Below are 25,316 nucleotides of genomic sequence, written 5' to 3' on the forward strand. Positions count from 1 at the left end.
TGACTTAATTTTATCAGAAGTGGTCCTTATTTTTTATTTAAAATAATCAAAGCCGGTGAAATTTTACTTATCGTAAAATTTCACCGGCTTTTTCATCAGAGACGGGTTTTGTCCCAGCCTCTTTTTGTATGGGTATTAATATGTCTCCAATTTTAAAGCAGTACTATTATTTATTCCATCCCTTTTCTCTAAAACGGGAGATGGCTTCTATACGATTTCCTGCTCCGAGTTTATCAAGTATTGTGGAGATATAATTTCGTACAGTTCCTGCAGACAGGAATAGTTCTGCAGCAATTTCCTTTGTTGTTTTTCCCTCAGCAACTAGTTCTAAAACTTGGCTTTCTCTCTCTGTTAAAGGATTTTCACTGTCATCCTCATAAACAAAGTCCACTAACTCTGGAGCATAAATTCTACGTCCATCCATAATTACACGAATTGAATGAACCAACTCTTCAATTGGGCTATCTTTCAATAAATAACCACGCACACCAGCTTTTCTTGCACGCTCAAAATATCCTGGTCTTGCAAATGTTGTTAAGATAATAATTTTACAATCCTTTTGCTCAACTAATTCTTCAGCAGCGTCCAATCCAGTTTTAACAGGCATTTCAATATCCAAAATACAAATATCAGGCTTTAGCTCTTGCACTAGCGCAATCGCTTCTTCACCATTCTTTGCAAGCCCTACAACTTCCATATCTTCTTCCATACTAAGCAGTGACTTCATCGCTCCGAGCAACATGCCTTGATCTTCTGCTATAACTATTCGAATCATTTCACTTACTTCCTTTCTGGTGTGTTATGGCTAATGGCACACGAATAATAAGTTTTACTCCTTTTTTATTCTCAACAGTTAGTGATCCATTGATAAACTCCAAACGTTCTTGCATTCCTTTTAAACCATTTCCAACATTCAGCTTTTCTTTTAGACCTTTCCCGTTATCTAAAACAGTTAACATTACTTCATTATCATTTCGTTCTATTGTTATTTTACAATTTTTTGCTCCACTGTGCTTTACAACATTCGTAATCGCTTCTTTTAAGCACATACTCAATACATTTTCTGCTAAAACAGGGATATTTAACGATTCGGTATCACCAATAATTTCATAATCTATTTGTGCAGCCTTTAATATTTCTTCGACTCTTATAAGCTCTTCATTCAGTTTCACTGCACGCATATGTGAGACAAGTTCTCGAACTTCCTTTAATGCTATACTTGCAGTGTGGCGAATATCTCTAATTTCTTGAATAGCTTGCCCCGGGTTTTTTGTAACGAGTCGACTAGCTAAATCACTTTTCAACCCAATCATTGAAAGCTTTTGTCCTAACGTATCATGCAAATCTCTTGCGATTCGTTGACGTTCCTCATGAATTATTAGTTCTGCAATTCTTTCTTTTGCTGTTTCAAGCTGCCCCACTAGGTTCTCCTGCTTATTTTTACTGTATAAGGTGAACGGCAGGAGCACAACGCCAATTACTGTAATAATAATAAAAGGTGTTTCTGAAAGGAATAATTCCAAATTTATAAAGTATCCAGCTACAATGGAAAGCACTGTAAACCCGATATGCAGGCCATACATAATATAAAACCCAACTGTACTTCTAATATTGCCAATAAAGAAAGCAGTAAATAATGAAAGATAAACATACCCAAACATTAATGTCATGGCTATGTTTAATACCATCTCAAAGCTTACCCACATATATACAAGTCCGTTTTTCGATTTGGAAGAGAAACGATGCGATAGAAAATAAAGTAATATTAAAACAATACCAATTGTAATTTGAATAAATGAATAAGATCGAATAATGAAGTAGAATGGCAGTATACAAAAAATAATCCAAACATAAATGCTTACCCACCGGTTTTTCGGTAATGTTGTGTACCAGCTTTGCATGATTTTCCCCACAGTTTCCTTAGTTTTTCTTTAGTATATCAAAAATCGATGTTACTTATAGAATCTCACCTATAAGAAGAACGTCATTACATCTTCTAAATTAAGAATGCCCCTTAAGTATTAATACTCTCGGGACATTTTTTACTAACGTATAAGATTTCTTTAAGAGTGTCTAGTTTAAGTGTTTCTTCCCTTAAGACTCCTTCAACAAGGCAATAAAGGACATTCACTTGAATAAGCTCTTGCAGTTCACTTAAAGTGAGTAGTATCGGGTAGACAAGCGGTGCTATCGTTTAGCAAAAATGAGCTACAAGGTGCTAGCACGTTTCTTCACTTGAATGGCTTTATTATTTAAACGTAAGCTTTGTTCGACCTCTTTAAATGAGATGAACTTCTTATTTTTAGGATCATATAATTTATAACGGATCGATTCAACACTAGTTTTTAATGTAATCGTTGTTGCTCGCTGCAATGGAGTAATTGAATCATGCGCAGCTTCTAAATTATAGTTTGGCACTCTTGGCGCTAGGTGATGGACATGGTGGAAACCAATATTCCCTGTTATCCATTGCAATAGTTTTGGTAATTTATAATACGAACTTCCTTCTACTGCAGCTTTAACATAATCCCATTCATCATTGTACTCAAAATACGAATCTTCGTACGTATGTTGAATGTAAAATAACCAAATACCCAGTGATCCAGCAATAAATAGTGTTAGTCCGTGTACTAGCAAGAACGTCTGCCATCCGAAGATTAAGATAAGCGTTACGCAGGCTACAAGTAATATGCCATTAGCAAAGTACGTATTTAAACGTTCCTTCTTCTTCGCATCTTTGCGATTTAGGCGATTTAACACTAATACCATGTATAGCGGCCCTAATCCAAACATGACAAGTGGATTTCGGTATAAACGATACCCTAAACGCTCAAGCTTTGATTTTTTCAAATATTCATCAACTGTTAACATATCAATATCACCGATACCCCGCTTATCGAGGTTTGAACTTGTAGCATGGTGAATCGAGTGTTCCCTCTTCCATTTTTCATATGGGAATGAAGTTAAAATCCCTGTAATATTCCCAACTAAATCATTTGCTTTCTTACTTTTAAAAAACGAACCATGTGTACAGTCATGAAAAATAATAAAAGTACGAACAACAAAACCTGAGGCAAGGATACTGCAAACCACAGTAAACCAAGGTGAATATTGCAGTAAATAATAACCTGCTCCCCAAATAAAAAGAAGTGGAAGAATTGTATTTATTATTTGAAAGATACTTTTTTTCATCTCAGATTTTGCAAATGAAGCAACATCTTTACGTAATTTTTTTGTTTTTTCAGCATCGGTCATAGCCAATTTAACTACCCTCTTTCCCGAATATCATTAGTTTAATCTTAAAGAAAGAAGCAATTGCGGGATAGAAGCAAACATCATATATTAATGATTACAAATGTCATATGACGAGGTAATTAATTTGCATAAAAAAACTATCCTAAAAATAGTATTTAGGATAGTTCTTAACTATTAATTTTCCTTAGGATTTACTGGACCCTTTAGGTCAAGTTGTAAAAAAACTAGGTCTAGCCAACGACCAAATTTATAGCCCGAATTTTTAATTGTTCCTGTGTAATAAAATCCTAGTTTTTCGTGGGAAAGAATACTGCCTTTATTTTCTGCATCAATGCATGCCACCATTGTTTTTACTTCACGTCTTTCGGCTTCTGCAATTAAATGTTTCATTAATTTCGTTCCGATTCCTTTTCGATGATGGTCTTTATGAACATAAACCGAATGCTCAATAGTATATTTGTAGGCAGGGTATGCACGAAACGGACCGAATGTAGCAAAACCAACTACCTCCCCATTCTCTTCATATACAAAGAGCGGGTCATCATTGTCTTTTTTTACTGAAAGCCATTGTTCACGCTGCTCTATAGTTTCTGGCTCATATTTATAAATAGCTGTGGTTGTTAAAATTGCATCATTATAGATTTCATTTACTATCGCTAAATCTTCTTTAGTCATTGGTCTAATCATTTAAAAATCCCCTTCTTCTAGCTTTTATTCTCGCATTCACTTAAGCGTTTAATAATTTTTGATAATAGTAAAGTGCGTTCAACTAATGACGGTATTTCAAGATACTCATCCTCGCTATGGGCATTTCCTCCAATTGGCCCTAAACCATCAATTGTTGGAACTCCTACATTGGAAGTGAAGGAAGCATCTGAATTACCGCCTGTAGAAACATCCGTTATTTGCAGTCCAAGTTCCTCACATACCTCTTGAATCATTTTTAATAGCTTTACCGTTCCTTCATTTTTTACCATAGGGGAACGATTAATCCCACCTTCTAACTCAATGATGGCACCCGGCACATCTGCTTTTTTACAAATCTCCCTAATTTCTTGATCAATAGTTAACCCCTGCTCCAATTTATCGATTCGAATATCAATAACTGCTTCTGCGTAAGGACAAATAACATTAGCTGATTCTCCACCCTTTACTATTCCTACATTAACATTAATTCCTTCTTGAATTCGATTTAATTTTTGTAATTTTATAATTTTATGAGAAATTTCCTCTATTGCACTAATCCCGTCCTCTGGTGCTATACCTGCGTGTGCAGCTTTTCCATAAATTTTTAAATCATAATGACCGCCGCCTCTTCTAGCACTTACAAAGGAGCCATCAGGACGGGCTGGCTCCATTATTAATGCATACTGTTTTCCGAGGGCAATATTTTCAATCAATACATGCGAGGTGGTGGAGCCAATCTCTTCATCACTATTATAAATAATATGAACATTTTTATATGCTTCTTCACAGCCGCTTTCAATTAAAGCCTTTAATGCATAGAGAAGTGTTACATGACTTCCTTTCATATCAATTACGCCGGGGCCATATGCTCTTGAGCCGCGAATCTTAAATGGCCTTTCTTTTACTGTTCCCTCTTTAAAAACAGTATCTAAATGCCCCAATATAACAATCTTTGGTGATGTTGCATCCTTATGGCGTATCAGTAAATGATTCCCTACATCCGTTTGCTCTACAATATCTACTTTAAAATTTAATAATTTATATTCATTACTTAGAATTTTTCCAACTGTATCTACACCCTTTTTATAGTGGCTCCCGGAATCTTTGTTAACAAGCCTTTCAAGCATAAATAACATTTCCTGTTCTTTAGACTGCAAATAGTCAATCAAAAGATCATTTCCTTTCTATTAAGAGCTTTCTAGTTTGCTAAAGGATAGAAACATGCCACTTCATGCCCTTGTTCATGTTCAACTAATTCAGGCGACTCCATTTTACATTTCTCAGTTGCAAATGGACAGCGTGTATGGAAACGACAGCCAGAAGGCAGATGCACATTACTCGGAACATCGCCTTCTAATATAATTCTCTTTCGAACATCTCTTATTGTAGGATCTGGCAGCGGTACTGCTGAGACTAAGCTTACTGTATAAGGGTGTAAAGGCTTTTCAAATAATTGATCTCTTGTTGTAATTTCAACTATTTTTCCTAAGTACATAACTGCAATTCTATCACTTATATATTTTACTGCTGGTAAACCATGAGCAATAAAAATAAATGTTAATTGATAATCCTTTTGAAGTTTCATTAATAAATTTAAAATTTGCGCTTGAATTGAAACGTCCAAGGCAGAAATTGGTTCATCACAGATGACAAGTTTTGGTCTTAATGCAATGGCTCTGGCAATACCTATCCGTTGACGTTGACCACCACTAAATTCATGTGGATACCTATTTGCATAGGATTTATCAAGACCAACTGCTTCCATTAAGTTATAGACGTCTTGTTCAATTTCTTCCTTACTCTTATTTGTATGTGTCCTGATTGGTTCACTAATAATTTCCTTTACTTTCATTCTTGGATTCAAGGAGGAGAAGGGGTCTTGAAAAATCATTTGAATATCGCTGCGCAAACTTCTCATTTCTTCGGCTGTCAGGTCATCAAAATTCTTTCCGTCAAAGACAATTGTTCCTCCTGTTTTTTCAATCAAATGAATGAGCATATTTCCCGTAGTTGATTTTCCACACCCCGATTCCCCTACAATGCCTAAAGTTTCTCCTTCATATACTCGGAAGCTAATTTCGTCGACAGCTTTTAATAATTGAGTTTTAAAAAAACCTTCTTTTATTTCAAAGTATTTTTTTAATCCTTGAACATCCAACAAAATATTTTTTTGACTTTGCACATCCTTCATACTAAAGTCTCCCCCTCTTCTTCAACAAGCCAACAACGGACTTGTCTTCCCGAATCTAATTTCTTTAAGGAAGGATTTTCGTTTAAGCATTTTTGAGTAACGTAAGGACAGCGAGGGTTAAATCTACAGCCAATCGGCATTGAATTTGATGTAGGGACTGTTCCTTTAATCGATTGTAATACTTCGTTTTTTTCATAAAACTTTGGTGTACTATTTAAAAGCCCTTGTGTATACGGATGTTTTGGATCAGCAAAAATAGTAAAAACATCTGCAAATTCTACAATCTGCCCTGCATACATTACAGCAACAGAATCAGCCATTTCAGCTACAACACCTAAATCATGTGTAATTAAAATAATGGCAGTGTTATTTTCATCTTTTAGTTTTTTCATTAACTCTAATATTTGAGCTTGAATCGTTACATCTAATGCAGTAGTTGGTTCATCTGCGATTAATAGCTTCGGCTTGCAACTTAGTGCCATTGCTATCATTACACGCTGTCGCATTCCCCCACTTAATGTATGAGGGTAAGAGTAGTATACTTTTTCTGCTCTTGGAATGCCTACTCGTTTCAATAATTCAATGACGTTAACTTTCGCTTGTTTAGTATCTAATCCTTGATGCAGTTTAATCGCCTCAGCAATTTGATTGCCAATCGTAAAGAGTGGATTTAATGAGGTTAACGGTTCTTGAAAAATCATCGCAATATCATTGCCTCTTAATTTTCGATATTCTTTATCATTGATTTTGGTTAGATCAACTTGTTCCAATTCAATTTTTCCTTTTTCAATTACTCCTGGCTTTTCAATGAGTCCCATTATAGAAAGTGCAGTTACACTTTTTCCCGACCCCGACTCCCCAACAATCGCTAATGTTTCCCCCTTCTGCACTTGGAAAGAGACATCTTTTACAGATTGAACATATCCTGAATTCGTTTTAAATGAAGTATGCAATTGTTGTACATTTAAAACAACATTTGATTCACTCATAGAACCCCCTCCCTATCGTTCTGTTCTAGGATCTAATACATCCCGCAGCCAGTCGCCTAAAAAGATAATTCCAAGTACTGTCACAGTGATTGCTAACCCAGGCAATGTTGCAAGCCACCAACTCGTTGCCAAATAATCTCGTCCATCACTTAAAATTCCTCCCCATGAAACGGTAGGAGGTTGAATGCCTAACCCTAAAAAGCTAAGAGAGGCTTCTAAAATTATGGTAGAGGCTACACTTAGCGTTGAGATGACAATAAATGATGACATAACATTAGGTAATATATGGCGTACTATAATAAGTGAATTTTTGACACCAATCGTCCGAGCTGCTTTAACAAACTCTCTTTCCTTAACAGACAGCGTTTCTCCGCGCACAATTCTTGCATATGCAACCCAATTCGTAACGCCAATCACTATAATAAGTGTAGGTACACTTGGACCAAAAACAGCCAAAAACACAAGAGCAAATAAAATATTAGGAATTGCTAAAAATGAATCCACAAGCCGCATTAAGATCATGTCAACCCAGCCCCCATAAAACCCTGCGACTAATCCAACCAACATACCAATTATTCCTGCTAATACTACTGCAGAAATTCCAACAAGCAATGAAACACGGGAACCGTATATAATTCGACTTAAAATATCTCGTCCTAGATTATCTGTACCAAATAGATGACTAGGATCACCTCCCTCTATCCAGGAAGGTGGCTTTAACATTTTTGTTGGGTTTATAAGTGTAGGATCATATGGGGCTAGTATGGGAGCAAATATTGCAACGACTACAACTGCGACGAGAATAATAAAACCGACAATTCCAGTTTTACTTTTTAAAAGGGATTTTAATAGACTAATTGATAATTTTTGAGTATTCGGTGTTTCTGTTTTACTTCTAATTAGCGTCATAGCATCACCCCTTAATTATATTTAATACGCGGATCTAGAACACGATATAATAAATCTGCTATTAAATTCATTAAGATTACTAATATCGCAATAACAAATACACTTGCCTGTACAATTGCCATATCTCTTGTATTGATAGCCTGAATTAATAATTGACCAAGGCCTGGCCAAGAAAAAACCGTTTCTGTCACTAGAGCTCCACCTACTAAAGTAGAGGTTTGAAGAGCGGTAATTGTTATAACAGGTATTAAAGAATTACGAAAAGCATGTTTATAAATGACAAGAAACTTACGCAAACCTTTGCTTTTTGCTGTTCGAATATAATCCTGACTTAAAATTTCAAGCATGCTGGATCGGATGAGTCTAGTCATCTCTGCAGCAATTCCAGTCCCAAGAGTGATAGCTGGTAAAATTAAATGCATCCATGAGCCCCTACCAGATACAGGCAACCATCCGAGGGTTACAGAAAACAATAAGATTAACATAATACCCAACCAAAAATTTGGCATTGCCTTCCCTAAAACAGAACCACCTGTTGCAAATAGATCGACAAATGAATTTCGTTTCGAAGCGGACCATACTCCCATTGGAATTGCAATAATAATAGCAACTACCATTGCACTAAGGGCAAGTTCGATAGTTGCAGGCAACCGCTCTAGTACAATGGGCAATGCATCAGAATTGTAGCGGAACGATTTGCCAAAGTCTCCTTGCAATAAGCCGCTTAAATAAGTTCCATACTGAACGATAAATGGTCTGTCTAAGCCTAAAGCTTCACGTAAATTTTCAATATCTTCTTGACTAGCATCCTCTGGCAATAGCAAGGCAACTGGATCTCCGGCTACAAAAACTAATGTAAAGACAATAAATGAAATAATTAATAATACTGGTATAAATTCCAACAACCGTTTTATTAAAAATTTAATCATGTTTCCCCCCCTTTATAAAAAAGCGTAAGTATTCTATAACCCTGCTTAGGCAAAACATGCCGATGCACGATATACCTCACCTCGTTTAAGTCTTAACAGCTGCAACGTCTCCTTCAAAAGAAGGCGCTATTTTTCTTTGTCAAAAGAGATGGCGACCTCGAGGGGCTTGCTGGCTTGCGCAAGATTGGCTTCAAAATTTATAACCTTTCTTATGAAGTAAGGAAAGGTCAGAGGCGTCCTCTACCTCTGACCTCTTATCGTTCGTTAATTTCTCGTTATTGTTGGAACATACAACATCTCATCAGAAGTTGGCGTAAAATTAATACGGTCGCTGACACCTGTATTAATTTTTTCAAGGTATAAATTGATATGAGGTACATCCTCTGCAACAATTTTCTGGATTTCTTGAATTTGTATTTCTCGGGTTGCAGGATCCATATTTACTTGAGAGTCTGCTAATAACTGGTCAATCTCTTCGTTTTTATAATCCGTATGTCCCTCCATACGAGTAGAACGATACCAGTCTACAGAATAAGCCCCATCATACATAGAGTTTCCTAATCCCAATAAATATGCATCCTTGTTTTCATTTGCATTACGCAGCTCAACAAAGTTACTCCATTCCATGAATTCTAGGTTAACTGTTATACCTACTTGAGCAAGCATACCGACGATTAACTCTGCTACTTCAGCATCTTGTAAATAACGCCCTTTCGGAGCATGCAGCGTCATTTCAAACCCATCCGAATATCCAGCTTCTTCAAGTAATTGTTTTGCCTTTTCCAAGTCATAGTTGTAAGTATCATACAAACTTGCTTCATGGCCAAAGTTTCCTGGTCCCACCATTGAAAGTGTTGGAATCCCAGCTCCTTGTAGAGCGAATTCAGTTAAAGTTCCATCATCTATTGCATAATCAATAGCTTGCCGCACTCGAACATCAGCAGTTGGATAGCCTTCCGTAGCACGGAGAACAATGAAAAGTGTTCGATTTGAAACTTCTTGTTTTAGCGATGTTCCTTCATTACTTTCTACACGTTCCCAATCAGCTGGAGGAATATTTGTTGCAATATCCACTCCTCCAGTCAATAGTTCCGAAACTCGTGTTGAATCTTCAGGAATAATACGGAATGTTACTTTATCCCATTCTCCCACTTTCCCCTGGAAGTAATCCTCGAATGGCTCCATAACAATTCGATCATCTCGAACCCACTCTACATATTTATAAGGCCCTGTACCAATAGGGTTCTCTAAGAAATAATCCCAGCCATTTTCTTCAATATATTTTTTTGGCAACATTCCCGAACCTAAACGTGACAGTCGGTGAATGATAGATGGTTCCGGGGCATGTGTAATAATTTGCACTGTATAATCATCAATAATTTTCACTTCTTTAATTTGCTTATAATTTGGATTTTCTTTCAATGTTTCATCAGTTGCTACACGTTCTAACGTGAACTTCACGTCTTCTGCCTTGAATTCATCTCCATTATGGAATTTAACACCTTGTTTTAATTTAATCTCAATTGTCATATCATCGAGAATTTCATAAGATTCGGCCAGCCAAGGCTGTAATTCATTGTTCTCATCGCGTTTAAATAAATAATCAAACATATTTTGATGTATAGATTCAGTCGATGTATTGTTATGGTTATGAATATCAAATCCTAGCATGTCAGATCCTATGGCAATCGTTAATTCCTTGCTTTCCCCATTAGAAGTTGTCCCAGTTTCCTTTGTGCCTTCCTCTGTTTCAGCGGGCTGTTCATTCTCGGTTGATGAATTATTCGTACAAGCAGCTAATACGATCAAGACAAACATGAATGGCAAAAAACATATTATCTTTTTCACACATTTCCTCCCCTCAATAATTTTCTTGCTACATCTACAATTCTTTAACTCTGAGTTGTTTACTTAATATATTCTTATAAAATTTCATTTTATGCATAAAAAGTAAAACCATGAAAAAAGCTGTCCAGATATTTCTGAACAGCCCATTCCATGGTCAGTTTTTTAATTATACATTAAAATATCTTGCGTTTGGATGTGCAAAGACAATGGCTGAAACACTTGCCTCTGGTTCCATCATATAGCCTTCAGTTAATTGAACGCCGATTTGCTCAGGCTGCAGCAATTTAAATAGCTTTTCTTGATCCTCTAAATTAGGGCATGCAGGATAGCCAAAGGAGAATCGCTGTCCTTGATATTTTGCTGCAAAACGTTCCCGCATCGTAAAGTCAGTAGCATCTGGGAAGCCCCATACATCACGAATTTCTTGGTGTAAACGTTCAGCGAATCCTTCTGCAAGTTCCAACGCCGTTGCAAGCAATGCATGGCTTTCTAAAAATTTGCCTTGCTCTTTTAACTCATCTGCTGCATCTTTAACTCCATGACCAGCAGTTACAACCATTAAAGAGATATAATCCATTTCACCGCTTTCTACTGTTTTTAAGAAGTCAGAAAGACATAGATAAGGCGCTTCTTTTTGTCGAGGGAAATGGAATCTTTCAATTTCCGTTTTGCCATCTTCCGGACTATAAATGACAACATCATCACCATCAGCTTGAGCAGGGAAGAATTGGTACATTCCAGATGGCTTTAGTAAATCTGAATTCAAATAACCACTAACTAGATTGTATAATTCTGTAGCACGTTCATCCTTTTCTGCTAATAGATTTTCCACATTGCCTTTTAAGCCTAAATGATGACCAATTAATGTACGCATGTTGACATACGGCTGCAAGTGAGCAACAGAATAGTTGCGTTTAATGTGCTGTATTAAATCCTTTGGTTTGAAGACTGGTGCATCCTCAACTGTCTTTACCGCTTTTTCAGTACGTTCTATTGCGGGTCTAGCCGCGCGTTTCTCATCTGCAAGCATGCGTTTTTCCCGTGATTCTCGAAGCTCCTGTAAAAATGCTTCTCTCTCCTTCACATCAATTAAACGATTTGCATGCTCCAACCCTTGCATCGCATCTTTTGAATAAATAACAGGACCATCATATTCAGCAGCAATTTTCGTTTCAGTAAATCGCTTTGATAATGCCGCTCCTCCAACTAATATTGGCACATCTATATTAGCTTCCTTAAAGTCCTGTGCCGTTAACACCATTTGCTGTGCTGATTTAACAAGCAATCCCGACAACCCAACAAAATCAGGCTGTTCTTTTCGAATTGCTTCTATTAACTGGGCAGGTGTAACTTTGATGCCAAGATCTACAACCTTGTAGCCATTGTTGCTTAAAATGATGTCAACAAGGTTTTTCCCAATATCGTGCACATCACCTTTTACGGTAGCAAGTACAATTTTGCCTTTTCCTGCACTCTCATCTGATTTTTCCATATACTGCTCTAAATGAGCAACGGCAGCCTTCATCACGCCAGCACTTTGCAATACTTCAGCAACAATTAATTGATTATCATTAAAGAGTCGACCAACTTCCGCCATCCCTTTCATTAAAGGACCATTAATAATATCCAATGGCGTATCAAACATCTTTCTAGCTTCCTCTAAATCTGGGATTAACCCTTCCTTTGTTCCTTCAACGATATAATAAGCAAGACGTTCTTCCACCGTTGCAGGAATATTGGCTACAGATTTCTCTTTCTTCTTATCACGATAAAAATCAGTAAATACGGCGAGTGTTTCATCATTTGTATTGAAGATTAAATCATTCGCAAGCTCTATTTCTTCTTCTGGAATTGACGCATAACGCTCTAATTTCTCTGTATTTACAATTGCATAATCTAATCCAGCCTGTGTACAGTGATATAAAAAGACAGCGTTTAATACTTCACGACCTACTGGAGGCAATCCAAATGAAACATTACTTACACCAAGCACCGTCAATGCTTTGGGGAATTTTTCTTTAATTAACCTAATCCCTTCGATTGTTTCTTCCGCCGCTCCTATATATTGCTCGTCACCTGTTCCAACAGGGAAAACAAGCGGATCGAATATAATATCCTCTGGGTCGATACCCCATTTTTCCGTTAATAATTGATAAGATCGTTGTGCAACTTCCAGCTTTCTTTGACGCGTTACAGCCATTCCCTCTTCATCAATTGTTCCAACTACGATGGATGCACCATACTTTTTGACAATCGGCATGACCGCATCAAATCGTTCTTCACCATCTTCAAGATTGATTGAGTTAATAATTGCTTTCCCTTGGGAATATTTCAATGCTTCCTCAATAACACGTTCATCAGTAGAGTCAATTACTAAAGGAACCTTTACTTTTTTCACAACCTCTTGCATGAAATTGCGCATATCTTCCAACTCATCACGATCCGGGTTCGCTAAACAAATATCAATAACATGAGCTCCATTTTTCACTTGAGCACGTGCAATTTCTGCTGCCTCTTCAAATTTCCCGTCAATAATTAATTGCTTAAATTTGCGAGAACCAATGACGTTTGTACGTTCACCGATAAATAACGGGCGCATCGAATCGTCGTATAATAGCGGATCAATTCCTGAAACAGCATGGCCATGTGTTTGTTCCGGAAGTGCTCTTGGTGCGTATCCATCAACTGCTTCCCGAATAGCTTTAATATGATCAGGCGTTGTTCCACAACAGCCTCCTACAATATTAAGCCAGCCTTTATCTGCAAAACCTCGTAGTTTAATAGATAGTGAATCTGGTGTTTCGTGATAATGCCCTTCTTCGTCTGGCAGTCCGGCATTTGGATAACAGCTTATATAGCTTGTTGACAAATCCGATAATGAACGAATATGGTCGGTCATAAATTCTGGACCAGTAGCACAGTTTAGTCCGATGGAAAGCGGCTTAATATGTTCAATTGAAATGTAAAATGCTTCGATCGTTTGACCAGCAAGTGTAGTTCCCATCGGTTCAATCGTTGCTGAAACCATAATCGGCAGTTTCTTTCCAGTTTCTTCAAAAGCGCGATTTACAGCAAGGGACGCTGCTTTTACATTTAACATATCTTGGCTCGTTTCAAGTAGAAGTAAATGTGCACCAGCATCGATTAATGCTTTCGCCTGGACATAAAAGTTCTCCGTTAATTCATCAAATGTAATTCCTCCAGTTACTGATAGTGTCTTTGTTGTTGGTCCAATCGCTCCTGCAACAAAACGAGGCCATTCATCTGTTGAAAACTCATCTACAGCTGCTAACGCTAGTTCTACCGCACGTTTATTGATTTCCTCAGCTTTATGTCCTAAATTATATTCATTTAATACAAGCGGTGTCCCGCCGAACGTATTTGTACAAATAATATCAGCACCGGCTTCTAAATAAGCACGATGAATATTTGTTAAAACATCTGGCCTTGTTAGTACTAGATTTTCATTACAACCTTCTAATTCTTCTCCGCCAAAATCTTCTGCTGTTAAATTTGCTTGCTGCAGCATCGTTCCCATTGCACCATCAATAATTAAGATGCGTTTTTGCAATTGTGCTTCTATCGGATGGTTAAACATTTACCTTTACCCCTTTATTTTGCTCATCAAGTTGTTTGATATATTGCATTAGTTGTATTGTTAAATCGTATCGTAAAAATGGAGTAATTAAATATATACCATTGAAATGCTGAACAGCTGTATCTAATAACTCTTTTGCTATTGCAACTCCCTCTTGCGCCTCACGAATTTTATCCCCTTCACAAGCTTTCATTCTTTCCAACACTTCATCAGAAAGCTTAATACCAGGAACCTCATGATGTAAGAATTCCGCGCTGCGGAAACTAGTTAACGGCATTATTCCAATATAAATAGGCGCCTCTATATGTTTTGTTGCCTCATAAATTTCTACGATTTTTTCTTTTGAATAAACAGGTTGGGAAATAAAATAATCTGCTCCATGTTCAATTTTCTTTTCTAGCCTGCTTACAGCTCTGTCAATCACACGAACATTTGGGTTAAACGCAGCGGCAACTGAGAAGTTTGCTTTTTTTCTCAATGTTTTACCTGAGAAAGATATCCCTTCATTTAATTGCTTAATTAACGAGATTAACTCCATGGATGAAACATCATAAACACTTGTTGCTCCTGGGAAATCCCCTACTTTTGTCGGGTCGCCTGTAACTGCTAAAATATCGTGTAAACCTAATGCATTTAACCCCATAAGATGAGATTGCAGCCCAATCAAATTTCGATCTCGGCAAGTAATATGCGGCATTGTACGAATACCATGCTGCAATTTTAAAATTGATCCCATGGCAATATTGCTGATGCGAGGGGAAGCAAGTGAATTATCTGCCATCATAATAATATCCGCACCTTCATCGTAAAGCGCCTTTGCCCCCTCTACAAAGGGGTCAATTTCTAAATGCCTTGGAGTATCAAGCTCCACAATAATTGAACGCTCCCGCTTCGCTTTTTCATGAAGTGGCTCAAGCTTACGCGGTTCTGGATCCTGTATAAAGATCTCTTGTTGCAGTTTAGTCTCTTTCGATTCAACAGGCTTTAGTTTTTCCAGTTTCTTCTTTACAGATTCAATATGTTTTGGCGTCGTACCACAGCATCCGCCTATTAAACGAACACCTTGATTTCGTAATTGAACAGATGCACGCGCAAAATAATCGACCTCTGACTCATAAATGACACGACCATCTTCTATATCTAATAACGATGCATTGGGATATGCTGATAAATACGCGTTTTCGGGAAGCTCTACACCTTCAAATGCTTGTATTGTATGATACGGTCCTAGCCTGCAGTTCACACCAACTACATCCGCCCCAATACTCTCTAGTTCATTTAATGCAGCATTCAATCGGAGCCCATTTTGTAAAACACCAGGTTCATGCATCGAAACCTGAGCGATAATCGGTATATCAGTTATAATACGCAGCATTTTTATAGTTTCTGATAATTCTTCAAAATCATAATACGTTTCTAATAATAGACCGTCTAAACCGCCATTAATTAATACTTCTGCTTGAACTCGAACCGATGCTAATATTTCTTCTAAAGTAGAATCACTCTTTCGAACTCCTCGAATGCCCCCGATTGAACCAACAATAAATTGGTTTCCATTTGAAACAGCATTTTTTGCTATTGCAATTGCGGCTGCATTTATTTCTACAACTTTCGATTCAAGTCCATAGCGTGCAAGCTTAATCGCATTCGCACCATATGTATTCGTTTGGATGACATCTGCTCCAGCTGCAATATATTCTCTATGAATCTTTTCAATTACGTCAGGCTTTACGAGATTCATTTCTTCATGACAATTATCTAGTCCATACGAATATAATAGTGTTCCCATTGCACCATCTGCAGTTAAAACTTTTGATTTTAAAGCTTCCAATAATCTCATTTCTTTCACTCATCCCCCATCGGTTACTTTTAAAAAATTCTGTCTCTTTACGAGAAAAGCATAAACTCCTAAAGCTATGCATCTTAAACGTAATATTATGCTTTTGCTTGACCCTTATACCGCCGTTTACTCCTCTTATATGAAAGAGCCTTTGCGTTTACGGAGGAGTAGACTTCAACTTAGAGAATTCCTTCATCCGTTAAACTTCAAAAAATAAAAAGCCTTCTTTTTTCGAAAAGAAGGCTTAGCATGCTAATTAGATTTCCTTCTTATCTCTCGGCTCTTTGCCAGCTGGATTTAGCACCTTACATTTTGTTGGTTGCTGAAGCTTCATCGGGCCAGTCCCTCTGCTTCTCTTGATAAGAGTTGTTTTTTATTATATTAAGTTGAATCATATCTTGAAATAGCTCTTTCGTCAATACTATAATCAGATTTTTGTGAATCATTGCAATAATATGTTAGAAATTTTCTCTGCAGTATTTTTTCCATTTTCAATACATGCACCTATTCCTACGCCAAAGTAAGAGCAGCCAGCGATGAAAAGATTAGGATATTTATCTTCAAGTTCATTCTGAACAACCTGCAAAGCTTCATTATGCGCCAAATCATATTTAGGCATTGAATCAATCCACTTCTCAACATTAACAACAACAGGTTCTTCTTCGATATTCAAGCTTCTTTTCACATCATTTAGAGCTACTTTTGTAAGCTCCTCTTCTGACATAGCAGCAAGTTCTTCATACTTTGGATTATTATTTTTATAGAACAAGCGGATAAGTAAATTGCCATTCACTGATGTATGTTTCCATTTACGACTTGTCCATGTTGATGCATTGCATACTAAATCACTATTGTGTGAAACAATAAAACCAGTTCCATCAGCTGGCAATATTGAGTCAGGTACATCAAACCCTAAATACATAGTAATTGCAGAGGCATTTGTAAATTTTGATAATTGGTTATCTAATTCTTTATCGTTCAGTACAGATCGAACAACTTGGTTCGGTACAGCTAATACAACAGCATCAGCCAAAACGGAAGGTCGATTATCAAATGACACTTCATAACCGTTATTATGCTTTTCAACACTAATTGTTGCAGTATTTTTATAAAACTTTACTTCTGGCATTAATTCTTCAAGTCGATTAATTAATGCAGTTAAACCATTTCTAAACGAGATGAATTTTTTATTTGCGGCTTTCTCGAACTGCTCTCGATTTGCTTCAAAGCCTTTTATAATACTTCCATATTTATTTTTATAATCAACTAAGTAAGGCAATGTTGATGCTAGAGAAAGCTGATAAAGATCGCCTGAATAAACACCAGCTAATACAGGCGCTATTTGCTTTTCAACAATTTCTTTCCCTAAAAAGTATTCTAAAAATTCCCCTATAGAGCTTTCTTTCGTAAACTTTGTATTCGGCAACTCAAAATCTTTTAATACTCTTTTTTTACCTTCTTCTGAAATCAATGTGCTAGCATTTAATGAATCAATATCCATAGGAATTCCAAAGGTTGACCCTGCTGGTATTGCATGCAATTCGTTGTTTGTATGTATATAAGAAATTCCTGTTTCGTTATATACAAGCTCCGATTCAAAATCAAGCTCTTTAACAAGGTCCAGCACTCCAGGGTAACGGGCTACTATAGAATCTGCACCAGTTTCCATAATGAAGCCATTCTCATATTCAGTATGCATTTTACCGCCCAAATAATCATTTTTTTCCGCTAGTATAAGACGAATAGGTGCATCTAATTCTTGGGCATATCTTCTCAAATAATGCATTGTACATAATCCTGTTATTCCGCCTCCAACTACAACAACCGTTTTCATCATTACAACTCCCTATCCGAACAATTTAACTCTTACTAATAGTATAAACTTTTTTTCAATATAGAGCTTGTATGTTACTTTACAAAATTAGTACAAAGAATATGGCTGTTGCTGATGAAGAAGAAATAGCCTTTAAATTTTCACTTTATAACGAAGAAAAGGGATGTACAGAAATTCCTCTTTCTGTACATCCCTTATTTCAATTCAAATTAAAATATTTTCTATTCCGTACTTTTCATTTGATACATAGCCGATTTACGCCAACGTGCAGCTTCTTTTTTATCCTTAGGCACATCTAATCCCTGCTCGTAAATACTGGCGATATTTAGTTTTGCTTGATAATCGCCCATAAGAGCCGCTCTTTTATAATAGTGGAGCGCCTTCTTGCCATTTCTAGCAACACCTATACCATTTTCAAATAAAAAGCCAAGATTATAAATAGAATCAATATGGTGAGATTCCGCAGCTTTCTCAAACCATTCTAAAGCTAAAGAAATGTTGCTTTGCTGTCCTAGCAGTCCGTCTAAATAGATGGAACCAACTCGGTATTGTGCTTCATTATAGCCCCCTTCAGCAGATGCTAAATAGTAGCTTAAAGCCTTTTCTTCATCAGCTTCAATGCCAATTCCCTGCTCATAAATAATTCCAAGTGTAAACATAGCCTCAACTACATTATGCTTTGCAGCGGTTTCAAACCAATATAACGCCTCCTTCTCATTAACCGGGACACCTTCCCCGTTCAAGTACATATCTGCTAAATTATTCGCCGCATCTGCATGGCCTTTTTCCGCGGCTTTTTTATATAATTTAAATGCCTCTGTATAGTTTTCTTCTACACCAAGTCCTTCAAAATAACAATTTGCCAGCTCATACATTGCCTCTATATTCCCTTCGACGGTCGCTTCGCTCAACCAGAAAACTGCCGCTCTAAAATTTTCAAGCTGTCGGTAAATATGCGCTATTTCAATCATAGAGTCTACATCTCCATCTATTGCGAGATTATAAAATGCAAGAGCCATTTCTATTTCTTCATTGTTAAATATATGTTTATGCTCATACAGCAATTGTTCAAACATTTCTCGATCATACTGCAACGTTATCTTCACCTTTTATAAGTAATTAATAAGTTTTCTATTTATTGCTTATTTTCCTTTAAAATATTCAACTAAATAATTTTTGAATTGATTTGCTGCAGGGGATAGATAACGTCCTCCTGACCATGATACTCCGATTTTTCTTTCGCAGATTGGATCACTTACTCGAATTTTACACACATTGTATTCATTTAAACCTTTTATATTAGGAATAAGTGATACTCCAAGCCCCGCACCAACGAATCCTGCAACAGTATGCATTTCTTCCCCGGCAAATGTAATATTTGTTGTTACACCCGCTTGTTTAAAAAATTTATCGACAATTTGTCGCAGCGCATTTCCTCTTTTAATAGAAATAAACGATTCATCTTTTATTTCTTCAAGCCTAATTGTTTCTCGATTAGCAAATCGATGGTTTTTAGGTACAATAACAAACAATTCTTCATTCCACAGCTCAATCCACTCGATGTCTATTGTTTTCGATTCAATTCTTTGAGATAAACATAAATCAATAACCCCTTCTTCAAGTCCCTTCAGTAGATTATAAGAAGTTGCTTGGGTAAGTGTAAATCTCATATTAGGATATTTGTCAGGGACATGTGCCATCAACTCTGGTACAACTTCCATTCCTAGAGTATGAATAAATCCGAATGCAACTTCCCCATACCCTGGCATTACTAGACCGCCTATTTCCTCTTTCGCCTTTTCATATTCCTTTAAAATAATTTCAACACTTTCCAAAAAAAGTTTACCGTAGCGATTTAGATTAATTGAACGGCCTTGTCGATCAAAAAGAGGCACTCCAATTTCTTGTTCGATGTTCGAAATTGATTTACTTAAAGCTGGTTGGGAGATATTAAGCTTCTCTGCTGCTTGTGTCATATGCTGCATCTCCGCAACGGTTTTAAAATATTCTAGCTGCTGAATTTCCATATTTGAAAACCTCTCTTTAATTGATAACTGTTTGGAATGAAAATGATAAAAACAATAAATTGTACTTATGTATCGTTAACACTATAATAATGTTAAACAATCAGTTTGCATATCAAATTCTAATAAAGAAAACAATACTTTTCAGAAAATTTCCTTATATTTGTCACAAGTAAGAAATTAAAGGAGTTCAAAAAAATGAAAATTATTCCGCCAAAACCATTTACAATTGAGAAAGGTAAACGTGCCGTTCTTTTACTTCATGGTTTTACTGGAAATACTAATGATGTTAAACGTTTAGGTAAATATTTATCAGAGCGTAATTATACTGTACACGCCCCATTATACAAAGGACACGGTGGCGATCCTAACACGTTAATTCAAACAGACCCAATCGAATGGTGGAACAGTGTTCTTGAAGGTTATGATGAACTTAGAAGCAGAGGTTATGAAGAAATCGCAGTTGCCGGTGTTTCACTAGGAGGAATATTCTCTTTAAAGCTTGGTGAAGAACGACCAACAAAAGCAATCGTCGCAATGTCTGCTCCTGCACTTGCAAAAAGTGTAGATAGTTTACAAAATCGTATTATTGACTATACGATTAAATATAAAAAATTATCAGGAACTTTTAATGAAGATACTGATAGCCCACAAGAACTTGCAAAAAAATTCCGCATGCCTTCACTAGAGTATTTACAAGGCATGATTAATGAAACTAGTTCAAAATTAGAAACAATTCAAACTCCAGTCCATATATTACGTGGATTAAGAGATGATGATTATTACTGTGAAAGTGCAGATTTAATTTATAACTCTGTGAAATCACGAATCAAATCTGTTAAAAGTTTTATTAATTCCGGGCATATTCTTACTCTTGATGAAGAACGTGAACTTGTTTTTGAAGAAATTTATCATTTCTTTGAAGGACTTAAATGGAAAGAATAAAGTACTTTACAGCAAGTTAAGATAAGATTTTAAATTTCATGATATGAAATTTAAGAAACTTGTCCATATTATTAATGTATCCCCTAGCAAATTTATGCGGCAAATGGCTAAGCCAAAGTCGCAGATTCCCCAATTTGCTATAAAATATATGTCCTAGTGACATACATCCCTTTAAAACAAGCTGCGACTAAGATTCCCCGTCTTATTTTGCAGCTTGTTTTTTATTTTCAAACGATGGTGCTTGTCCAAATGTTAGCTATATTCAAATTTTACTCTCCTTGCTGAACCTTCCCGTAAGTCCCACCACCACCAACCGTTATTTCAAGAAGTCCTTTTCTCGCTAAGTCTATAGTATGGGCATGTTTTTTCGGAATTACCTGCTGCAACTCCTCAACAGACGCATGATGAAGTATATTCATTTCTGTTCCAAATACATCGAGCATTTTATCAATTGTTTTCGGTCCTATTCCAGGGATAAAATCTAATGGTATTTGATGAATATAAGGCGGCCGTCTACGTTGTAAATGATTTACATCCGATAGCTCCTTAATACGTTTCAATACGCCCTTTATGAAATGTTCCTTTCCGCAGTACGGACATCTATGGAAAGTTTCCGTAGCCTGTTCTCCACAATTCGCACAAACCGTTTCATAATACTTTCCTAACTTCGGGTTTAAGCCATAGTTTGCAATAACTTCTCTACCGTCTTTTTGCTGCAGCGCCATTTTTAATTCCTGGAAATTCGCTTCTTCCAGCTGAATTTTTTGGTATTCACGAGCAAGTTTTCCTAGAGAATGGGCATCTGAGTTAGTTAGGAAAGTATACGGATCTAATTCACTTATTCCATTTACCATATAAGTATCCGAGCTTAAACCAAGTTCAATTCCATCAATTCTATTTGGATCAAAAACCTCAGTTAAACTTTTTACAACGCCTTTTCCATAAAGACTTTTAAAAGGAGTAAACACATGAGCAGGTATAAAAATCCCACCTAGTTCATGAACTTTCAGTTGTAAAGTTCGCCCATCACAATAAATTCTTTGAGAGCTTAAGTGAATATTTTTTAAATGCTTGCTCATCCAATTAGAAAACCGCTTCATTGTATTAAGCGTTGGAAAGAATGCAAGTACATGTATAGGTCCATGGCAATTTTCATCGTAAATTTCAATTTCTGAGCCAGGAATTAATACCGTCTCTTCATAGCGCAATCCTCCACCTGAAAGCTCAGTAACTTTTTCTTCAACTATGAGTTTTTCCAGCTCGTTTATCACTTCTGGCGAATGGCAATCAATTATTCCAACTAAGTCTAAACCTTTTCTAGAGGCTGCTGTATGCAAAATATTTGTTAACGTTAAATTTTTGCTTCCAGTAATTTTTACAGCCCTGCCGCTTTCAGTCCGGCCTATATGAATATGTAAATCCGCATAAAAATGTTTTAACAAATAAGACACGTCCTCAATAAAGATTTTTATTTTAAGAATACCCTAAACGGCAAACTTTGTTACAGGTCTGCAATTTAGAAATGTTTATATTCCGAAATAGTTATTTGTTAGACTCTAATTTCTTAATCCTCTATAATGACAATAAGCTTTCTAAATATGGAAATTAAAGGAGGATCATTTATGGAAAAGTATGCCCACGTTTTTCAAGGAACTGCATTTTCCAGCAAGACGTTTCAAGAAGTAAACATTTTAAAAGACTTTATTTTTTGTATTAATGAAGATGGATTTATTGAAAAAATGGTCTCTCCTGATGACGAACAATACCTTGCACTATTAGGCGCTTATGAGGGGAAGGAAAATTTCCACCGTTTAGAAGATGGAGAATACCTGCTCCCTGGATTTATTGATTTACATGTTCATGCGCCTCAGTGGGCTCAATTAGGCACTGCTCTAGACCTTCCTCTATACGATTGGCTGAACACTTACACATTTCCTGTTGAATCAAAGTTTTCCGACATTGACTATGCTCAAACTGTTTACCAAGATTTAGTTAAAACTTTAATTGCAAACGGCACAACGACTGCTCTTTATTTCGCCACGGTACATAAGGAGTCTAGTCTTTTGCTTGCGGAAATTTGCGCTAAACTTGGTCAACGCGGCTTGGTTGGAAAAGTAGTGATGGATAATCCAGATCAATGTCCTGACTATTATCGAGATGCGGATACAAAAACTGCTTTACAACAAACAGAAGAATTTATTGTAGCTGTACAACAACTTAACAAGCAAACAAAACAAGGCGTCTATCCAGTTGTTACGCCTCGTTTTATCCCAAGTTGTACGAACGAAGCATTAAAAGGCTTAGGAGAACTCGCTGCAAAATACGATACGTATATTCAATCGCATTGCAGCGAAAGCGATTGGGAGCATGAATATGTGATTGATCGTTTTCAAAAACATGATGCATTTGCATTAAACGATTTCGGTCTTTTACAAGAAAAATCGATTATGGCGCATTGTAACTTTTTAAATGATGAAGATGCAGAACTTTTTGCAAAAACAGGGACGGCAATAAGCCACTGCCCGGTTTCAAATGTATTCTTTTCCAATGGTGTACTCCCTGCCGCACATTTGCACGAAAAAGGCGTAGATATTGGATTAGGTACAGATATTTCTGGCGGCTTCTCTCCTAGCCTTTTTGATAATGTAAGGCAGGCTGTCATCTCTTCAAGAATGCTGGAAGAGGGTGTGGACACTACTGTTTCAGCAGATAATCGGGGAGTACCTTCGTCACGTCTAACAACGAATGAAGCATTTTATTTTGCAACTGCCGGTGGAGGAGAATCTTTAAGCTTGCCAATCGGCCGAATTGAAGAAAACTATACTTGGGATGTACAAATTATTAATACAAAACTTCCTTCTGCTAAGCTACCTATTTTCGGGGACGATCTATACGATATTTTCCAAAAAATTATTTATCTTGCACGCCCTGAAAATATTCAACAAGTCTGGATTCAAGGAAATAAAGTTCACGAACGATAAATAGAAATACACAACTCGCACCAAAAAGTGGGTTGATGCCATTTCTTTATACTGGTTACTAACCCACCTTTAACCAAAAAGCGGGAGAGTCTTCTTAGTCCTTACAGGAACTAGTGTTATACACGTCTTTCAGTAAAAAAGCGAGGTCTCAGCTAATGAGCCCTCGCAGTTTTTAATTTATAGCCTCGATAAATACCAGCACCCATGCAACTAAAAATAAAACTCCTCCAATTGGTGTAATTGCCCCAAGCTTCTTAACGCCCGTAACGGAAAGAACATATAAACTACCTGAAAAGAAAATCACACCTACAAACATTAGATAACCTGCCCAAACAATCAAACCTGTTGGCCCTACTAACGAGTCCATTGAAAGAATTGCGAGTAATATAATTCCAAGTGCATGGTACATTTGATATTGTACTGCCGTATTCCAATATTGCTCGTATCGTGGTTCTGGAAATTTATCCTTTAGGGCATGTGCCCCAAAGGCACCTAGAGCCACACCTAAAAAAGCAAGTAATGTTCCTATTAACAATAGAATATTCATAAAAACGCCCCTTCTATGTATTTTCAATTTAACTATATATTTTTCGTTGTATAAAAAACAAGGGGACGTCCTAAAAATCTTTTAGGGTCCCCTTGCATAAAGGGCTTCTTAGAATACTAATTCTTTATTGCCCTGAGTTATTATTAAAATTATATTTTTTCACTTCTCCGGTTTCGAATTTAATTTCAAGTTCGAATTCCTTAAAATTTTCATCTAAATTAAAGGCTTCTAATACTTGACTTCTTACTTCCTCATCATTTGTATTTTCTTCAAAATTGAGTAATTCAAAAGCCTCCATTAATCTTTTATTGGCTTCATCACCTTGTAAATGAACATTGTTAATTTCATCTTCAATTTCTGCTGTTACTTTATTTTGGTTATTCGTATATTCAACATCAAAAGAAATATCATTTTTATATTCTACGTCTAAATCAAAATTAGTGAACTTCGAACTTAAGCCGCCATTTTGTGTTTTATCTGCCACCGTTTGGTCAGGATCCATCGTTTCATCTGCTTGAAGAGCTGTATTGTTTTCAATTTCTTCTGTTATTTCATCTGTTTGGTTATTTTGCTTGTTTTCTGTCATTACTTCTTCTTGGTCATCATTATTATTACAAGCGTATAAGATACCAAGCGTAAACATTATCGTTAAAAGAAATTTTACTTTATTCATTCTTTCCCTCTCCTTCAAAAGATTAAATACACTAATTATTTTCTCCTTTAAAGTGAAAAATTTATC

The 25,316-nt window shown here is 36.5% G+C and carries 20 protein-coding genes and 1 riboswitch; of the genes, 2 read left to right on the forward strand and 18 right to left on the reverse strand.

Translation table 11 applies throughout. The annotated features are described in order from the left end of the window. Positions 1-166: 166 nt before the first annotated feature. The 15 genes from EKG35_RS07035 to EKG35_RS07105 form a co-directional block, all read right to left on the reverse strand. Positions 167-775, reverse strand: coding sequence for a response regulator transcription factor (locus EKG35_RS07035; protein WP_126293738.1), 609 nt, complete (start codon positions 773-775; stop codon positions 167-169). A gap of 1 nt (position 776) precedes the next feature. Continuing rightward, entirely contained in the window at positions 777-1,901 is a 1,125-nt protein-coding gene (locus tag EKG35_RS07040) for a sensor histidine kinase (protein ID WP_185807668.1), read from the reverse strand. Between the two features lie 307 nt (positions 1,902-2,208). Next, positions 2,209-3,255: a Delta(5) desaturase DesA gene (desA, locus tag EKG35_RS07045; RefSeq protein ID WP_185807674.1), complete on the reverse strand. Its 1,047-nt coding sequence runs from the start codon at positions 3,253-3,255 to the stop codon at positions 2,209-2,211. A gap of 174 nt (positions 3,256-3,429) precedes the next feature. Beyond that, positions 3,430-3,942 (reverse strand): GNAT family N-acetyltransferase, encoded by a 513-nt coding sequence (locus EKG35_RS07050; protein ID WP_126293740.1) that lies wholly within the window; start codon positions 3,940-3,942, stop codon positions 3,430-3,432. A gap of 17 nt (positions 3,943-3,959) precedes the next feature. Next, positions 3,960-5,111 (reverse strand): M20 family metallopeptidase, encoded by a 1,152-nt coding sequence (locus EKG35_RS07055; RefSeq protein ID WP_126293741.1) that lies wholly within the window; start codon positions 5,109-5,111, stop codon positions 3,960-3,962. Between the two features lie 29 nt (positions 5,112-5,140). Continuing rightward, positions 5,141-6,133 (reverse strand): ABC transporter ATP-binding protein, encoded by a 993-nt coding sequence (locus EKG35_RS07060; protein WP_126293742.1) that lies wholly within the window; start codon positions 6,131-6,133, stop codon positions 5,141-5,143. Then, on the reverse strand, positions 6,130-7,122 hold the full coding sequence (locus EKG35_RS07065) for an ABC transporter ATP-binding protein (RefSeq protein WP_126293743.1): 993 nt from the start codon (positions 7,120-7,122) through the stop codon (positions 6,130-6,132). Before EKG35_RS07065 ends, EKG35_RS07060 begins: the two co-directional genes overlap by 4 nt. A gap of 12 nt (positions 7,123-7,134) precedes the next feature. After that, on the reverse strand, positions 7,135-8,031 hold the full coding sequence (locus EKG35_RS07070; protein ID WP_126293744.1) for an ABC transporter permease: 897 nt from the start codon (positions 8,029-8,031) through the stop codon (positions 7,135-7,137). A gap of 11 nt (positions 8,032-8,042) precedes the next feature. Then, complete coding sequence (locus EKG35_RS07075; RefSeq protein ID WP_126293745.1) at positions 8,043-8,960, reverse strand: ABC transporter permease; 918 nt, start codon at positions 8,958-8,960, stop codon at positions 8,043-8,045. 264 nt (positions 8,961-9,224) lie between these two features. Next, a complete protein-coding gene (locus EKG35_RS07080) occupies positions 9,225-10,808 on the reverse strand; it encodes an ABC transporter substrate-binding protein (RefSeq protein ID WP_246020247.1) in 1,584 nt (527 codons plus the stop codon). A 166-nt stretch (positions 10,809-10,974) separates the two neighbouring features. Beyond that, positions 10,975-14,406, reverse strand: coding sequence for a methionine synthase (gene metH / locus EKG35_RS07085; protein ID WP_126293746.1), 3,432 nt, complete (start codon positions 14,404-14,406; stop codon positions 10,975-10,977). Next, positions 14,399-16,246, reverse strand: coding sequence for a bifunctional homocysteine S-methyltransferase/methylenetetrahydrofolate reductase (locus EKG35_RS07090; RefSeq protein WP_126293747.1), 1,848 nt, complete (start codon positions 16,244-16,246; stop codon positions 14,399-14,401). The genes metH and EKG35_RS07090 overlap by 8 nt, the downstream gene beginning before the upstream one ends. Before the next feature lie 266 nt (positions 16,247-16,512). Next, positions 16,513-16,612, reverse strand: a riboswitch (SAM riboswitch). Positions 16,613-16,688: 76 nt separating this feature from the next. Further along, the gene (gene hemG / locus EKG35_RS07095) at positions 16,689-18,080 is read right to left on the reverse strand and encodes a protoporphyrinogen oxidase (RefSeq protein ID WP_126293748.1); all 1,392 of its coding nucleotides are present in this window, start codon (positions 18,078-18,080) and stop codon (positions 16,689-16,691) included. A gap of 221 nt (positions 18,081-18,301) precedes the next feature. Continuing rightward, entirely contained in the window at positions 18,302-19,174 is an 873-nt protein-coding gene (locus tag EKG35_RS07100) for a tetratricopeptide repeat protein (protein ID WP_126293749.1), read from the reverse strand. Positions 19,175-19,222: 48 nt separating this feature from the next. Then, positions 19,223-20,107 (reverse strand): LysR family transcriptional regulator, encoded by an 885-nt coding sequence (locus EKG35_RS07105; RefSeq protein WP_126293750.1) that lies wholly within the window; start codon positions 20,105-20,107, stop codon positions 19,223-19,225. A gap of 195 nt (positions 20,108-20,302) precedes the next feature. Between EKG35_RS07105 and EKG35_RS07110 the strand changes: the two genes are divergently transcribed. Then, positions 20,303-21,049, forward strand: a complete 747-nt coding sequence (locus EKG35_RS07110; protein ID WP_126293751.1) for an alpha/beta hydrolase — start codon at positions 20,303-20,305, stop codon at positions 21,047-21,049. 269 nt (positions 21,050-21,318) lie between these two features. Here EKG35_RS07110 and EKG35_RS07115 read toward each other — a convergent pair whose 3' ends face one another. Further along, on the reverse strand, positions 21,319-22,491 hold the full coding sequence (locus EKG35_RS07115; RefSeq protein ID WP_126293752.1) for a TIGR00375 family protein: 1,173 nt from the start codon (positions 22,489-22,491) through the stop codon (positions 21,319-21,321). 180 nt (positions 22,492-22,671) lie between these two features. Here EKG35_RS07115 and guaD point away from each other — a divergent pair, with 180 nt between their 5' ends. Continuing rightward, entirely contained in the window at positions 22,672-24,030 is a 1,359-nt protein-coding gene (gene guaD / locus EKG35_RS07120) for a guanine deaminase (protein WP_126293753.1), read from the forward strand. Positions 24,031-24,202: 172 nt separating this feature from the next. On the opposite strand, the gene EKG35_RS07125 is transcribed toward guaD, so the two are convergent. Together EKG35_RS07125 and EKG35_RS07130 are read right to left on the reverse strand one after the other, a co-directional pair. After that, complete coding sequence (locus EKG35_RS07125; protein ID WP_126293754.1) at positions 24,203-24,577, reverse strand: DUF423 domain-containing protein; 375 nt, start codon at positions 24,575-24,577, stop codon at positions 24,203-24,205. Between the two features lie 124 nt (positions 24,578-24,701). Then, complete coding sequence (locus EKG35_RS07130) at positions 24,702-25,250, reverse strand: YusW family protein (RefSeq protein ID WP_126293755.1); 549 nt, start codon at positions 25,248-25,250, stop codon at positions 24,702-24,704. Between the last annotated feature and the right edge of the window lie 66 nt (positions 25,251-25,316).

The sequence above is a fragment of the Lysinibacillus telephonicus genome, from assembly GCF_003966145.1.
Taxonomy (GTDB): domain Bacteria; phylum Bacillota; class Bacilli; order Bacillales_A; family Planococcaceae; genus Ureibacillus; species Ureibacillus telephonicus.

Coding starts and splice junctions, on each gene's coding strand:
- EKG35_RS07105 (WP_126293750.1), bottom strand. CDS start 20,107: ATGGAAATTCAGCAGCTAGAATATTTTAAAACCGTTGCGGAGATGCAG.
- hemG (WP_126293748.1), bottom strand. CDS start 18,080: ATGAAAACGGTTGTTGTAGTTGGAGGCGGAATAACAGGATTATGTACA.
- EKG35_RS07110 (WP_126293751.1), top strand. CDS start 20,303: ATGAAAATTATTCCGCCAAAACCATTTACAATTGAGAAAGGTAAACGT.
- EKG35_RS07130 (WP_126293755.1), bottom strand. CDS start 25,250: ATGAATAAAGTAAAATTTCTTTTAACGATAATGTTTACGCTTGGTATC.
- EKG35_RS07065 (WP_126293743.1), bottom strand. CDS start 7,122: ATGAGTGAATCAAATGTTGTTTTAAATGTACAACAATTGCATACTTCA.
- EKG35_RS07090 (WP_126293747.1), bottom strand. CDS start 16,246: ATGAGATTATTGGAAGCTTTAAAATCAAAAGTTTTAACTGCAGATGGT.
- EKG35_RS07060 (WP_126293742.1), bottom strand. CDS start 6,133: ATGAAGGATGTGCAAAGTCAAAAAAATATTTTGTTGGATGTTCAAGGA.
- metH (WP_126293746.1), bottom strand. CDS start 14,406: ATGTTTAACCATCCGATAGAAGCACAATTGCAAAAACGCATCTTAATT.
- EKG35_RS07125 (WP_126293754.1), bottom strand. CDS start 24,577: ATGAATATTCTATTGTTAATAGGAACATTACTTGCTTTTTTAGGTGTG.
- EKG35_RS07040 (WP_185807668.1), bottom strand. CDS start 1,901: ATGCAAAGCTGGTACACAACATTACCGAAAAACCGGTGGGTAAGCATT.
- guaD (WP_126293753.1), top strand. CDS start 22,672: ATGGAAAAGTATGCCCACGTTTTTCAAGGAACTGCATTTTCCAGCAAG.
- EKG35_RS07070 (WP_126293744.1), bottom strand. CDS start 8,031: ATGACGCTAATTAGAAGTAAAACAGAAACACCGAATACTCAAAAATTA.
- desA (WP_185807674.1), bottom strand. CDS start 3,255: ATGACCGATGCTGAAAAAACAAAAAAATTACGTAAAGATGTTGCTTCA.
- EKG35_RS07075 (WP_126293745.1), bottom strand. CDS start 8,960: ATGATTAAATTTTTAATAAAACGGTTGTTGGAATTTATACCAGTATTA.
- EKG35_RS07050 (WP_126293740.1), bottom strand. CDS start 3,942: ATGATTAGACCAATGACTAAAGAAGATTTAGCGATAGTAAATGAAATC.
- EKG35_RS07035 (WP_126293738.1), bottom strand. CDS start 775: ATGATTCGAATAGTTATAGCAGAAGATCAAGGCATGTTGCTCGGAGCG.